Annotated in this window: 12 protein-coding genes; 1 reads left to right on the top strand and 11 read right to left on the bottom strand. The window is 61.5% G+C overall.

The genetic code is table 11. The features are described from left to right. Nucleotides 1-27 precede the first annotated feature (27 nt). The 6 genes from KDX39_RS02760 to KDX39_RS02735 form a co-directional block, all read right to left on the bottom strand. Complete coding sequence (locus tag KDX39_RS02760; protein ID WP_231659290.1) at nucleotides 28-1,041, bottom strand: ABC transporter ATP-binding protein; 1,014 nt, start codon at nucleotides 1,039-1,041, stop codon at nucleotides 28-30. Then, nucleotides 1,031-2,035: an ABC transporter ATP-binding protein gene (locus KDX39_RS02755; RefSeq protein ID WP_231659289.1), complete on the bottom strand. Its 1,005-nt coding sequence runs from the start codon at nucleotides 2,033-2,035 to the stop codon at nucleotides 1,031-1,033. Before KDX39_RS02755 ends, KDX39_RS02760 begins: the two co-directional genes overlap by 11 nt. Further along, nucleotides 2,032-2,952 carry an ABC transporter permease gene (locus tag KDX39_RS02750; RefSeq protein ID WP_231659288.1) on the bottom strand — a complete coding sequence of 307 codons (921 nt, stop codon included), beginning with the start codon at nucleotides 2,950-2,952 and terminating at the stop codon, nucleotides 2,032-2,034. The genes KDX39_RS02755 and KDX39_RS02750 overlap by 4 nt, the downstream gene beginning before the upstream one ends. After that, entirely contained in the window at nucleotides 2,949-3,923 is a 975-nt protein-coding gene (locus KDX39_RS02745; RefSeq protein ID WP_184322773.1) for an ABC transporter permease, read from the bottom strand. The genes KDX39_RS02750 and KDX39_RS02745 overlap by 4 nt, the downstream gene beginning before the upstream one ends. Next, the gene (locus tag KDX39_RS02740) at nucleotides 3,920-5,380 is read right to left on the bottom strand and encodes an NAD(P)-binding domain-containing protein (protein ID WP_231659287.1); all 1,461 of its coding nucleotides are present in this window, start codon (nucleotides 5,378-5,380) and stop codon (nucleotides 3,920-3,922) included. The genes KDX39_RS02745 and KDX39_RS02740 overlap by 4 nt, the downstream gene beginning before the upstream one ends. Nucleotides 5,381-5,593: 213 nt before the next feature. Next, nucleotides 5,594-6,544, bottom strand: coding sequence for a LysR family transcriptional regulator (locus KDX39_RS02735; RefSeq protein WP_231659286.1), 951 nt, complete (start codon nucleotides 6,542-6,544; stop codon nucleotides 5,594-5,596). Between the two features lie 205 nt (nucleotides 6,545-6,749). Between KDX39_RS02735 and KDX39_RS02730 the strand changes: the two genes are divergently transcribed. Further along, nucleotides 6,750-7,286 (top strand): sterol desaturase family protein, encoded by a 537-nt coding sequence (locus KDX39_RS02730; RefSeq protein ID WP_231659285.1) that lies wholly within the window; start codon nucleotides 6,750-6,752, stop codon nucleotides 7,284-7,286. On the opposite strand, the gene crtB is transcribed toward KDX39_RS02730, so the two are convergent. Genes crtB through fni form a run of 5 tightly spaced genes read right to left on the bottom strand, consistent with a single transcriptional unit; the run spans nucleotide 7,216 to nucleotide 13,135 of the window. Next, nucleotides 7,216-8,169, bottom strand: coding sequence for a 15-cis-phytoene synthase CrtB (gene crtB, locus KDX39_RS02725; protein WP_231659284.1), 954 nt, complete (start codon nucleotides 8,167-8,169; stop codon nucleotides 7,216-7,218). The two genes, KDX39_RS02730 and crtB, sit on opposite strands and share 71 nt — an antisense overlap. Continuing rightward, entirely contained in the window at nucleotides 8,166-9,656 is a 1,491-nt protein-coding gene (locus tag KDX39_RS02720) for a phytoene desaturase (protein WP_231659283.1), read from the bottom strand. The genes crtB and KDX39_RS02720 overlap by 4 nt, the downstream gene beginning before the upstream one ends. Further along, complete coding sequence (crtY, locus tag KDX39_RS02715; RefSeq protein ID WP_231659282.1) at nucleotides 9,653-10,819, bottom strand: lycopene beta-cyclase CrtY; 1,167 nt, start codon at nucleotides 10,817-10,819, stop codon at nucleotides 9,653-9,655. Before crtY ends, KDX39_RS02720 begins: the two co-directional genes overlap by 4 nt. Continuing rightward, nucleotides 10,809-12,089: a glycosyltransferase gene (locus KDX39_RS02710; RefSeq protein WP_231659281.1), complete on the bottom strand. Its 1,281-nt coding sequence runs from the start codon at nucleotides 12,087-12,089 to the stop codon at nucleotides 10,809-10,811. Before KDX39_RS02710 ends, crtY begins: the two co-directional genes overlap by 11 nt. After that, the gene (gene fni / locus KDX39_RS02705) at nucleotides 12,086-13,135 is read right to left on the bottom strand and encodes a type 2 isopentenyl-diphosphate Delta-isomerase (protein WP_231659280.1); all 1,050 of its coding nucleotides are present in this window, start codon (nucleotides 13,133-13,135) and stop codon (nucleotides 12,086-12,088) included. Before fni ends, KDX39_RS02710 begins: the two co-directional genes overlap by 4 nt. Nucleotides 13,136-13,197: the final 62 nt, after the last annotated feature.

Below are 13,197 nucleotides of genomic sequence, written 5' to 3'. Positions count from 1 at the left end.
AGGGAACACGAGCATCTGCGCGCCCGTTCAGAGGTTGTCGTTGAGGTGACACGCGCTCCGGTGGTTCGGCGAAACCTCCCTCAGCGCTGGAACTTCTTCGCGGCAGCGCGCCATGGCGTGCGGGCAACGAGGATGGAAATGACACCCGGCGGGCGGGTTCAGCGGGCTGGGGATTTCCCCTTTGATCGCGTCATATCGGGTGCTGCGAATATCGAAACGCGGGATCTGCGCCAGCAGTGCCTGGGTGTACGGATGATTGGCACGGGCGAAAAGGTCATCGACCGATGCAGTCTCGACCACACGGCCCAAGTACATCACCACGACCCGGTCACACAGGTGTTCAACGACACCCAGGTCATGGCTGATGAACAGATAGGTCAGGCCCAGCTCATCGCGCAGGTCCATGAACAGGTTGAGAATCTGCGCCTGGATCGAAACATCCAGCGCAGCGACCGACTCATCGCACACCAGCAGTTCAGGCTGCACGGCCAGCGCCCTGGCAATACCGATGCGCTGGCGCTGGCCGCCACTGAACTGGTGCGGGTAACGCTGGCGCAGTTGCGGACTGAGACCGGCGCGCTGTAACTGCGCACTGACGTAATCGTCCATGCCTTTGCTGTCGGTCAGGCCATGCAGCAGCGCACCTTCGCCAACGATGCGGTCGACCCGCAGGCGCGGATTGAGACTCGATGACGGGTCCTGAAAGATCATCTGCACCTTGAGACGCAGCGCCTTGCGCTCGCTGGCGGTCAGGTTGTCGATGGGTTTTCCGTCTACCGAGACAGAGCCTGACGACACCGGCAGCAAGCCGGCAACCATGCGCCCGAGTGTCGACTTGCCACAGCCTGACTCCCCGACCAGCCCTACCACCTCACCACGAGCAATGCGCAGGTCCACGGCATCGACCGCATGGGTGACAGGTCTGGGTCGCGTCAGGTGCAGACGCTGCAGAACGCCCTGGACCGAACGCTCAGCTACCGGTTTACCGAAGGTCTTGCTGACCTGATGCAGCTCGATCAGGGGAATCTGTTCACTGGACATCGGCAGCTCCCGGATGAAAACAACGAACCGTCTGGCCCGGCGCGATTTCGCGAGGCGCAGGTTCCTGCGCACAGACCGACGACGCCCTTGGGCAACGGGCGGCAAACGCACAGCCTTGCGGCATCGACGACAGATCCGGCGCCATGCCGGGAATCTGCCGCAGGCGCTGCCCTCGCCGGTTACGACTGGGCAGGCTGTCGATCAGCCCCTGGGTGTAAGGGTGTTGCGGGCGGTCCAGCACATCGGCAACCGACCCCTGCTCGACGATGCGCCCGGCGTACATCACCGCCACGTCATCGACCAGCCCGGCCACCACAGAAAGATCATGGGTGATCCAGATCAGCGATGTGCCCTGCTCCCGGACCAGCTTCTGCACTTCGCTGAGAATCTGCGCCTGAATGGTCACGTCCAGCGCGGTGGTCGGCTCATCGGCAATGATCAGGTCCGGGGCGTGCAACAACGCAATGGCAATCGCCACCCGTTGACGCATGCCGCCGGACAATTGATGCGGATAGGCGCGCAGGCGCTCTTCAGGGCTGGCAATACCCATCTGTGCCAGCGTGCGGCTGGCGTGCTCACGTGCTTCGCGCCTGCTGACCGAACGGTGCGCCCGGACGGCTTCGACCATCTGCGTGTCGACCCGCAGGACAGGATTGAGGGTCATCATCGGGTCCTGAAAGATCATTGCAACCCGATTGCCCTGCACATCGCGCAGCTGCGGGGCCGTGAGTTTCGTCAGGTCACGCCCCTTGAACAGCACCTGGCCTGCACTGATGCGGCCCGGCTCGTCGACCAGTCCGAGAATGGAAAACCCCGTCACGGACTTGCCCGATCCGGATTCACCTACCAGGCCGAGAATCCGTCCCGGTTGCACGCTCAATGACACATCACGCACGGCCGGCAGCACGCCTGCACGGGTATGGAACGAGGTGCACAGGCCGCGCACGTCAAGGGTCGGCTGATCAGCCATCGGCGTTGCTTCAAGCTGGCTCATCGCTGCAACCTCGGGTTCAGCACATCACGCAGACGGTCGCCCACCAGATTGATCGCGACGATGGTGATCAACAGCGCCAGCCCTGGAAACAGACTGATCCAGTATTCGTTGCTGAGCATGTACTGGAAGCCATTGGCAATCAGCAGCCCCAGCGACGGCTCGGTGACCGGCACGCCCAGACCGAGAAACGACAGGGTCGCCTCCAGCGTGATGGCACGGGCAATCTGCAGCGCGCCGATCACGATCAGTGGCGGCAGGCAGTTGGGCAGAATATGACCGATCACGATGCGCCACGGACCAATGCCCTGCCCGCGCGCCGCATCGACGTATTCGCGACGGCTTTCAGTCAGGGCCTGGCCCCTTGCAGTGCGGGCGTAATAAGCCCATTCCAGCAATACCAGGGTAAGCATCACATTACCGACGCCCTTGCCCAGCCAGGCGAGGATCATCAAAGCCATGAGGATCACCGGAAACGACAGCAGCAGGTCCACCAGACGCATCAACAGCGCATCGACCCAGCCGCCTGCATACGCAGAGACCAGTCCCAGCAACGTGCCGATCACGGCAGCGATCAGCGCCGAACCAATGCCGACCCACAAGCTGATGCGCAAGCCGTAAATGATCGCTGATACCAGATCGCGCCCTTGTCCGTCCGTGCCCAGCCAATAGGTGTAACCGGTGTCCATGTTCGGACTGCCGGGCGCCATGCGGGCATCCATGACATTCAGTTGCATCAGATCGTAGGGGTTCTGGACCACGATCCAGGGCGCCAGCGCGGCGACCAGAATGATGATCATCAGAATCACCAGCCCCAACAGGGCAGACGGCGACCGAGTGAACTCGACTGCCACGCGCCGCCACGGCGACTGTGCTTGCAGGCCGACACTGATGGTCGACGCCTTGGGAATGGCATTCATCGGGAAGCCTCGACGCGTACGCGTGGATCGAGCAAGTAATACAGGCCGTCGACGATCAGGTTGAGCACCACGAAAATCACCACGACGACCATCAGGTAAGCGACCACCACCGGGCGATCCAGCATGTTGATGCTGTCCAGAATCAGCTTGCCTGCACCGGGCCAGGCAAAGATGCTTTCGGTGACCACCGCGTAGGCAATGGTCGAACCCAGTTCCATGGCCAAGACAGTCACGACGGGGATCATGGTGTTGCGCATGACGTGCATGCACATCACGCGCAGCGGCGACAGACCCTTGGCCCGGGCAAATTTGACGAACTCCTGAGGCAGCACCTCGCGCACACCGGCACGGGTCAGTCGCAACACCAGCGAAATCTTGAACAGCGCCAGATTCAACGCGGGCAACAGCAAGTGCTGCAGGCCGTCCAGCGTCAGCCATGACCACTGCACACCCAGCCACTCACGGGTCTCGCCGCGCCCACTGGCAGGCAGCCAGCCCAACGTGATCGAGAACAGCATGATCATCATCAAGGCCACCCAGAACGCCGGCAGCGAGAAGCCGACAATGCTGCCCGCCATCAGCAGCCTGGAAACCGGATGATCCGGCCAGGTCCCGGCGAACATGCCCAGCGGCACGCCGATCACCACCGCCAGAAACAGCGCACTGAACGCCAGTTCGAAGGTTGCAGGCAGCCGTTGCAGGATCAGGCGCATGGCGTCTTCGTGGTAGACGAAGCTTTGGCCGAGATTGCCGTGCATCGCTCCCTTGAGAAAGATCAGGTATTGCTGCCACAGCGGCTTGTCCAGCCCCAGATGGGCAATCGCCTGCAGACGCTCGGCCTGATTGAGGTCTTCACCCACCAGGATGTCCATCGGATTGCCAATGGCATTAAGGCCGACGAACACTACCAAGGTCATCAGCAGAATCACCAACAGCGACTGTGTCAGCCGACGCAATGCCCAGCCGATCATGAGCGTAACTCGTCGGCATTCGGCTGACTGGCAACCCATTCGTCACCCAGCAGCTCAGGATCGGCATAGTCGCGCATGGCCTGAAAATGCAGCGCCACGTCTTCATTGAACAACTGCCCCACCAGTGCGTGCGCCAGGCGCTTGGAGCCTTCGCTGATGGCCGGAATATCGCCGGACACCGCGCCGTAGCTCAATGCTGCCGGGTAGCTGAAACAGTGGATGTGTTCGATTCCGGGGCAGGCACCCGGCTTTTTCTCCTGAAATTCGAAACAGTTGCCCAGATCCGGCAGTTGAGCCAGTTCCTCATCCTGTTCATCAGGGAACGCTTTGTAACGGTCTTGCCAGACACGAATGTGCGCAGAGAACGGTGCGAACTCCGGCCTCTGTTCAAAGTCGGTACGAAAGCCTGTGGCAAACACCACGAAATCCGCCTCGATTCGCGCCGAAGGTGTATCCAGCCACACGCCGCCCGCAGGGTTCTGCTCGACACCCAACAGCGGACAACCGAGCAGAAACCGCGCCTTGCCCGAACTGGAGACCCGCAACGTACTGCCGCGTGGCGGCGGAACCTGTTGGGTGTTGAGGTAATGACGGATTCGCCACTTCCACTCATCCGGCAGGCGCCAGTAGCCATGGACCATACCCGGATTGCCTGCGCCCTTGCCCTTGTTGACGCGCGGCAGCACAGCACGACGAATAAGCAGATCCACACCCGTCGCGCCCGCCTCCAGCGCAGTCGCGGCGCTGTCCATGGCCGAGGCGCCGCCACCGATCACGGCGACGCGTTTGCCTTCGAACCAGTTGTCCTGCAAGCCGTCAGCGGAGTGAGCCCATAAATGCCTGGGGAGCGACTTCGCGAATTCGGGCACCCACGGACCGCCCAGTCCGTCACGGCCGGTCGCCAGCACCACATGGCGCGCGACAAAGAAAAGTGTCTGAGACGGTGTTTCGACATCCAGCGCAACCAGACCGTCCGCCCCGGGCACGACCCGACTGACACGGTGTTCATTGCGCACGTCCAGGTTCAACACCTTACGGTACCAGCGCAGGTAATCGGCCCATTGCAGGCGCGCAATCTTGTCCAGTGTCGCCCAGCCTTCGACGCCGTACTGCGCTTCGTACCAGGCACGAAATGTTAGCGCGGGAAGACCGAGCGCCGGGCCGGTGAGCTGTTTGGGCGAGCGCAGGGTTTCCATGCGCGCAGTCGTCGCCCAGGGGCCTTCGTAGCCTGCGGGCGACTGATCGAATATCACGGCGGCCACACCCAGATGACGCAGCTCGGCCGCCAGCGCAAGTCCCGCCATGCCTCCGCCGATGATCGCGACGTCCAGCACGGCTCTGCCCTCACTCTCGCGTGGTTTGACCCACGGGTTCGCAGGCAGGTCCAGCCAGGCCAGGTCCTGACACAAGCGTGCTTCCAGTGCTTCAAGACCTGCGGGGGCATCTACATGGGGCATTGATCGGTACTCGGTAAATGATCGGGCAGACAACCCGAGCCTTCATTCAACCTTTCAAAATCCATTCCAATAACGAAATAAATGAATTCTTTAAGGGTATGAATGCAAAAACCAAATACTAAAAGGCGTTTTTTATTCCCGCAACGCGAAAAAAAGCATATTGATATTCTTAAATGGCAGGTCGATACGATTTTGAGGGCCGGCTGATCGCTCTCATTCGGCGTAAATGCTCTGCAACAGGGCATCGTGAGCACTGGCTTCATGCATGACCATTTCAGGCAACAGCGCCTTCGCAGCCACGGCGATTTCATCGATCAGCGCAAGGGCCACATCGGAATGCGGGCTGGCGAAAGCCGAAATCAGACCGAAGAAGAACGGGATGTTGCAGGCGATCGGCCGCACCACTACCCCTTGAATCGGCACACCCATGGCCGTGAACGGATCGACCAGCGCGATGCCCAGCCCGGCCCTTGTCATCTGCATGGCGATCAGTGACGTGTTGGTGTCGAGCATGTGCGGCAGCTCGCCGCCCGCTTCCTGAAACGCCTTGTCGATGCGTCGACGAAACCGATAGGGGTTGGCCATGGTGATCAGCGTCTGACGCGCCAGCACGTCCAGTGGCAGCACCTCATAGGTCGCCAGGTCGGATTCAGCTGGCAGGACAGCGACGCAAGGTGCCTCGCCGATCCAGTGAATCTCCAGCCCGCGATGCTCCAGCGGCAGGCTTACCGCCCCTAGGTCCGTGGTCTTGGACAGCACCGCCTGCACCACATTTTCCGGCGACATGCTCTGCAGCTGGATTTGCCTTGGCTTCAAGTGCTCCGGCAGCCTGGCCAGCGCGGCCGGCAGCAGCCCGGCGGCCAGGGCGGAAATCGCCACCAGTTTGATCTGATGATTCTCTTCCTCGGCAATGTGCTGCGCGCGCTGGCGAATGTTGCGAATACCCAGCAGCGCACTCTCCACCTCGCCATACATCATGAACGCCTTGTGCGTCGGCGTGACTTTCGGCCCGCTGCGCTCGAACAGCGCAAAACCCAGTTCCTGCTCAAGCTCCTGAATCACCCGGGTGACCGATGGCTGTGAGCGGCCGAGCATCTTGCCAGCGGCCGTGACACTGCCCGCCGACATCACTGCCGCAAAGGCTTCAAGCTGACGCAAATCCATAAACACCCTTGATCGATACAGATGATGGCTGGAGCGCATAATGCGCGGCTTCGCCGTTCGAGTGGCGAAAGTCTACACGCAGAGTAGAGCGTACGCGCCTGTGCAGAGTACGATTTGCAGTCCCTGGCGATACCGCCCGAGAGCCCGAACGAACGCCGCCCCGCTGCCACAGTCTCAACCCAGGCAACCCTGGAGGACAAAACGGATGATTTTCAACTCGCTGGTGTTTCTCGCCACGCTGATCGGCATGGAAGGCTTCGCGTTCCTGGCGCACAAGTACGTCATGCATGGCTGGGGATGGGGCTGGCATCGCTCGCACCATGAACCCCGGACCGGCTGGTTCGAGAAGAACGATCTGTATGCGGTGGTTTTCGCGGGGGTTGCGATCGTACTGATTGCATTGGGCACCGGGGGTTATCACCCGCTGGAGTGGATCGGTGCCGGGATGACGGCCTATGGCCTGCTGTATTTCGTTGCCCACGATGGACTGGTTCACCGACGCTGGCCGTTCAGCCTTGTGCCTCGCGCGGGCTATGCGAAGCGGCTCTATCAGGCGCATCTGATGCATCATGCGGTGTCCGGCAAGGAACGCTGCGTGTCATTCGGCTTCCTGTACGCGCCTTCAGTGGCAAAACTGAAGGCGCAACTGCGCGAACTGCATGGCGGTCCGCTCAATAGGCACGACGAGGGCGTTTCCAAAGATCAGGCGGACGTGGTGGATAGCGCTTCCCGCGTGAAATAGTCGCCTGCCAGGCTCCTGCGGCCACCAACCTTAGTTTGTCGAGTTTCGAGGTCGACTGGCGTGAGTCCCAGGCTTGCGCCCCGGCCTCCCGCACTTTTATTCCAATCTCGCGATAAACACCTCTGGCCGTGGCCACCGCCCAGGCAGAGCGCCACGGCAACCCGGCCAGTCCAGCCTGCGCGCTCTCGTAGAAAGGCTCGGCCATGTCCACCAGCCGCCGGGCAAGCACGGCGATCCGCTGGCGATACTCAGGTTCGGCCAGGCGGTCACGAGGGATGCCTGTTTCATCCAGCCAGTCGGCTGGCAGATAGCAACGTCCGACCGAAGCGTCCTCGACGATGTCCCGGGCAATGTTGGTCAACTGAAACGCCATGCCCAGATCGCATGCCCGGTTCAGGGTCGCATCATCGCTGACGTTCATGACCTGCGCCATCATTAACCCGACGACCCCGGCGACGTGGTAGCAATACTCCAGCGTGTCTTCGATGCTGCGATAGTCCCGTGCATTCACGTCCATCGCAAAACCTGCGAGGTGATCCAGTGCGTAGTCCCGACGTATGCCGTGGCGGTAGACCACGTCCTTGAATGCAGCGAAGGCCGGTGTCTGCGCCGGGATGCCTGCGTAGACGTCATGCGTCCTGGCAACGAGTCCGGCCAGACGTTCACGTACTTCAGCGGGTGAGACGACGGTTGCATCATGCCCCGCTTCCTGACCATCAATGACATCATCACAATGGCGGCACCATGCGTACAACATCACGGCGCTGCGGCGCGTCAACGGGTCAAACAATTTCGACGCGGCCGCAAAGCTCTTGGAACCCACGGCGATACTCTGTAACGCATGGTCTACAAGCTGCTGATCCTGTGTATCCGGTGCCATCATGCGTGGACGCCCTCCAGCATCAAGCCTGCGGTGGCCTTGGCCGAACCGATCACTCCGGGGACACCTGCGCCCGGATGCGTCCCGGCACCAACCAGATACACATTGGCCAGACTCGCATCGCGGTTATGAGGCCGGAACCAGGCACTTTGCTGCAGGATCGGCTCCAGCGAGAAGGCCGACCCCAGGTGCGCATTCAACTCGTCGCGAAAGTCGTTGGGCGTGAAGATCCGGCTGGTCACAAGGTCTTCGCGCAGGCCTGGCATGTAGTACTTCTCCAGGTATTCAAAGATCCGGTCACGGTAGCGCGGCCCTTCGATTTCCCAATCGATAGGCGCATTGCCCAGGTGCGGAACCGGTGACAGCACGTAATGGCTGGAGCAGCCCGGCGGCGCAAGGCTCGGGTCGGTGATGCAGGGGGCGTGCAGGTACAGCGAGAAATCCTCGGCCAGCGCATCGCCCTTGAAGATTTCCTGAATCAGTTCGCGGTAGCGCGGCCCGAAGCAAACAGTGTGGTGCTGCAATTGGGGCTGGGGTCGCTTGAGGCCGAAATGGATCACGAACAGCGAGTTGCTGAACCGCTTGCGCTTGAGCCGGGCTCCCTCCTTCACCCCTCTAGGGTACTGGGCCAGAAGCTCGGCGTAGGTGTGCACCACGTCGGCGTTCGAGGCCACGCAGTCGGCGCTCAACACCCGCCCGTCCCGCAACCGCACGCCAGTGGCGCGTGCACCGCTGACTTCGATGCTGGCGACTTCGGCATTGAGCTCGATGCGCCCGCCGATGTCTTCGAACAGCTTGACCAGCCCCCGCACCAGCGCCCCCGTGCCACCCTTCGGAAACCAGACGCCCCACTGGCGCTCCAGCGCATGTATCAGGGTGTAAATGGACGACGTGGCAAACGGGTTGCCGCCCACCAGCAACGAATGGAAGGAGAACGCCTGACGCAGTTTCTCGTCTTCGATGAACTCCGACACTTTGGAGTACACGCTGCGCCAGGCCTGAAGACGCGCCAGTTGCGGGCCGGCCTGAATCATGTCGCGAAACGACAGGAACGGCACTGCCCCCAGCTTCAGATACCCCTCGTTGAACACGGCTTTCGAATACGCCAGAAACCGCTGATAGCCCGCGACGTCCCTGGGGTTGAGCGCGCCGATCTGGCGGTCCAGAGAAACCTGATCGTTGGCGTAATCGAATTGCGTGCCGTCCTCCCAGCACAAACGGTAAAACGGCGAGACAGGCAACAGATCGACGTAATCCTTGATCGATTTGCCGGCCGCCGTGAACAGCTCTTCGATGGCCGATGGGTCGGTGATCACCGTAGGACCTGCATCGAAGGTGAAACCCTCGTCTTCATAAACGTAGGCCCTGCCGCCAGGCTTGTCGCGCTTCTCAAGCAAGGTCGTCTGCACGCCTGCGGCCTGAAGCCGGATCGCCAGTGCCAGGCCGCCGAAGCCGGCGCCAATCACCACGGCGTTTTTTGCTGGGGTCATAAAGAACTCTCGTAATGTCTGGGCAGATAACGTACTGCGGCACGCATGGCTTCGGCGACCGGCACAGGAGGCTTGCCGACCAGCACCCGGACCTTGTCGCGGGCGAGCGTGTCACCGGCGTAAAAGCGGCGAATCAGGCTGTCGGGCAATCCGTAAAAACGTTGCATCACTTGCCAGCGATCCTGAGGTCGGCCAGCCAGAAAAAGCATGCGGTTGAGCAGCCGGTAGAAACGCTGGCGCTGCCACTGGCTCTGCGCAAACGCGCGAATACCTGCTGCCAGCGACTCGGCATCAAAGTTGTTCTGACGAGTGATCCACTCGGCCAGCCTGACGGCCAATGGCAACGAGTAGCCTGTGGTGCAGTGAAACAGGCCTGCGCGCAGACCGGAACGCGGCTGGCCTGGCTTTTCGTTCCAGAACGCATTGAAATCCCCGGCCAGCGTAATGGGCAGTACGCCCTGCTCTTCACGAAGGCAGGACTGAATCGACCAGCCGTGCTGACGCGCATAATCGGCGATGTGCCGACGCAACTCATCCGGTGAAGACGATTGCCGGTCCACGTAATGGGTGTCCTCGATCAGCAACGTGTCCCTGGAAAACGGCAATACATACACGAAGCGATACCCGCGTTCCTGAGGCACACGGGCATCCATGATGATCGGCATGTCCAGACCGTGAGGGTGCTTCAACTGCAGCAACTGCCCCAGAAATGCCTGTTGCCCGAGCACCAGATGCGGACTGGGCTGTACACCGCGGCCATCGATCACGGCGCACGCCTGCAGACGTTCGCCGTTGTCGAGCAGTACCGAATCCGGACTGACGTCGACAATGCGTGTTCCCGTCATCAGGCTATCGCCCAGCGCAGGCTCGATGACCTGAGCAAACCGCTCGGAAGTCACACTTGCGTAGCCGCTTTCCATCCGCCGCGAGCGTTCTGGAAAATAGACGTCGTAAGCAGGCCAGGTCTTGACTACCAACGGGCGCAGCCATTGATGCTGCTTCTGGCTCAGGTCGCCGTCATGAAAGGACCAGGTGTGATTGCCGCCCAGTTGCGGCTGCTCCTCGATACAGAGGATCTTCAGCTCGGGCCGACGTTGCTTGAGACGCCAGGCAATCAACCCGTTGGCCAATCCGCCGCCGGCCAGAATCAGGTCATAACGCATGAACGCCTCCTGCGAATACCGGCTGGCGCGTGCGAAGCACATCTTCGATGATATTCGCGGCCTTGAAGGTTCCGCCTGCCCGATCCAGTTCAGTCGCCAACTGGCGCAGCGGCTTGTCGGAGTGCACGAGCAGGTGTTGCAACTGGGCCTGGATTTTTGCCGCTCGGGCGCGACGAGGCAGTTGCTTGCCGAGTCTGTGATAACAGACCCTGGCCGCTACCCCAGGCTGATCGAAAGCAATCGGCATGACGAGCATCGGCGTGCAGGCGGCAATCGCATCCATCACTGTGTTCAGGCCGCCGTGGGTAATCACGACATCGGCCTGCTCCAGTACCCATTGTTGAGGCGCGAATGCCGTCACGCGGACATCACCCATTTGCCTGAGCGCCTGTTCCTGAGTGGCATCGAGGCCGCCACAGTGAGCGATCAGCAACTGCGCGTTCAGACGCTGACAGGCGATCACCATCTGTTTGAACATCCCCAGCCGCCCTCCCTGCAATGTACCCAGGCTGGCGAAAATGAAGGGCCGATTCGGGTCGATGGACCACTCGCCCTGCACCGTCTGAGGCGCAGTTCTCAGCGGGCCTACCGTATGAAAATGCGCAGGCCGGTTTTCACGCGGGAAATCGAAACCGTCCAGCGTCTGGCTGATCTGCGCAAACGGCGACAGGTATTCGTGCATGCCGTTACGCGGTGTCACGCCCAACCGATGGGACGCATCGTGCAAGACCTTGCGCAGCGGGCGCATCATCCAGTCGTAGACCCGGGTGCTTGCCTCATAGAGGCGTCTGCTGCGTGCATCCGTGCCATAGGCGAACGGCATCACCGGCAACGGCAACTGCGGTTCACGGTTGATCGGCAGTGCGCAGGCCACGGAAACGAATGGCAGACCCAGCGCCTCAGCCACCAGACCGCCGCCCGCTTCCATCTGGTCGCACAGCAGCGCGTCGATGGCTTCGTGCGCCAGTGCGGCAGGCAGTTCGGTACAGAACATGGCCGTTGTCGCGCTCAGGTCTCTAATCACCCGGCGCAAGCCCAGCGGGCCATGCGGTGCGGCGGCCCGGCGCAACGTTCTGGCGAGACTGCCGGGCGGGTGGCTGATAGCGCCCAGGGTGTAAAAGCCAATGCGTGGATCGGTCAGCCAGCGATGTGTATCGGCCTGATGGAAGAACGTGACCCGGTGACCGCGCTCGATCAATTCCAGTGCCAGAGCCTGAAACGCCTGAAAATGGCTGTAGAACGCGGGGGCCACTACGCCGAAATGGCTCATGAAATGCGCTCGCTCAACGGGAGTGGGTCAAGCAGCCGAGCGCCACGCAACGCGGCCAGATCCCGCGATCCCGTACAGAAGCAGACGATACGCAACTGGCGAATTATTGTTTCAAAATGTTCAACCACGGCGGAATCCGACTCCAACGCCTCGGCAAGCACACCGGCAGCCTGTCCGACCAGATCGGCTCCCAGACGAATGGCCCGGGCAGCATCGATACCATTACGAATGCCACCGGAAGCGATCAGCGTCGTGTGGGGCAGTGCCTGTCGGACGTTGATCAGGCTTGCGGCCGTCGGTATACCCCAATCCGCAAAGGCCATCGCCACGTCACGATCCGCCGACCGGGTGGCGCGCTCGCCCTCGACCGCTGCCCAGCTCGTCCCGCCCTTGCCCGCCACATCCAGCACCTGAACGCCATTGGCAACCAGCGAACGCGCGACAGGAACCGACAACCCGGCACCGACCTCCTTGACGATGACCGGCACGCCGACACTTTCGACCGTACGCCCAATCGCATCCAGTACCCCGCGCCAGTCCTTGTCGCCTTCCGCCTGGACGGCTTCCTGCAAGGGGTTCAGGTGAATGATCAAGGCATTGGCCTGCAACGCATCCACTGCCCGGCGCGCCAGGTCAAGGCCGTCCGCTTCAAGCAACTGCGCAGCGCCGATGTTGCTCAACAACGGGATATCCGGGGCCAGACGTCTGAGTTCGCGGGTCAGCCCCTGATCGTTGGGGCTGCGCAATCCGACCCGTTGCGACCCTACGCCCATGGCGACCCCCAGCCGCTGCGCGGCCCGGGCCAGATGCCGATTGATCGCTGTGGAGCGCTCGGCACCGCCGGTCATCGAGCTGATCAACAGCGGTGCGCGCAGGGGAATACCCAACAGACTGCTGCTTAAATCAATGTCGCCAAGGTTCAGTTCCGGCAGTGCGCAATGTTCGAAGCGCACCGCGTCAAGGCCTGTATCAGAGCCCGCGCAGCGCTGTTGAAGGACGATATCGAGGTGATCATCCTTGCGTCGACTGAGGTCGATTTTATCCATGACAGCTCCGATTCAGCTGGATCATTTTTCCGAGCGTGTGGTCTCTAGATTCTTGAGGCACT

Origin of the sequence: Pseudomonas sp. CDFA 610, assembly GCF_021147865.1 — a bacterium.
In the GTDB taxonomy this organism is placed as follows: Bacteria; Pseudomonadota; Gammaproteobacteria; order Pseudomonadales; family Pseudomonadaceae; genus Aquipseudomonas; species Aquipseudomonas alliivorans.
Note: the sequence above shows the minus strand (reverse complement) of the source record. Positions and strands in the feature narration are given on the sequence as shown.

Coding starts and splice junctions, on each gene's coding strand:
- KDX39_RS02760 (WP_231659290.1), bottom strand. CDS start 1,041: ATGTCCAGTGAACAGATTCCCCTGATCGAGCTGCATCAGGTCAGCAAG.
- KDX39_RS02755 (WP_231659289.1), bottom strand. CDS start 2,035: ATGAGCCAGCTTGAAGCAACGCCGATGGCTGATCAGCCGACCCTTGAC.
- KDX39_RS02750 (WP_231659288.1), bottom strand. CDS start 2,952: ATGAATGCCATTCCCAAGGCGTCGACCATCAGTGTCGGCCTGCAAGCA.
- KDX39_RS02745 (WP_184322773.1), bottom strand. CDS start 3,923: ATGATCGGCTGGGCATTGCGTCGGCTGACACAGTCGCTGTTGGTGATT.
- KDX39_RS02740 (WP_231659287.1), bottom strand. CDS start 5,380: ATGCCCCATGTAGATGCCCCCGCAGGTCTTGAAGCACTGGAAGCACGC.
- KDX39_RS02735 (WP_231659286.1), bottom strand. CDS start 6,544: ATGGATTTGCGTCAGCTTGAAGCCTTTGCGGCAGTGATGTCGGCGGGC.
- KDX39_RS02730 (WP_231659285.1), top strand. CDS start 6,750: ATGATTTTCAACTCGCTGGTGTTTCTCGCCACGCTGATCGGCATGGAA.
- crtB (WP_231659284.1), bottom strand. CDS start 8,169: ATGATGGCACCGGATACACAGGATCAGCAGCTTGTAGACCATGCGTTA.
- KDX39_RS02720 (WP_231659283.1), bottom strand. CDS start 9,656: ATGACCCCAGCAAAAAACGCCGTGGTGATTGGCGCCGGCTTCGGCGGC.
- crtY (WP_231659282.1), bottom strand. CDS start 10,819: ATGCGTTATGACCTGATTCTGGCCGGCGGCGGATTGGCCAACGGGTTG.
- KDX39_RS02710 (WP_231659281.1), bottom strand. CDS start 12,089: ATGAGCCATTTCGGCGTAGTGGCCCCCGCGTTCTACAGCCATTTTCAG.
- fni (WP_231659280.1), bottom strand. CDS start 13,135: ATGGATAAAATCGACCTCAGTCGACGCAAGGATGATCACCTCGATATC.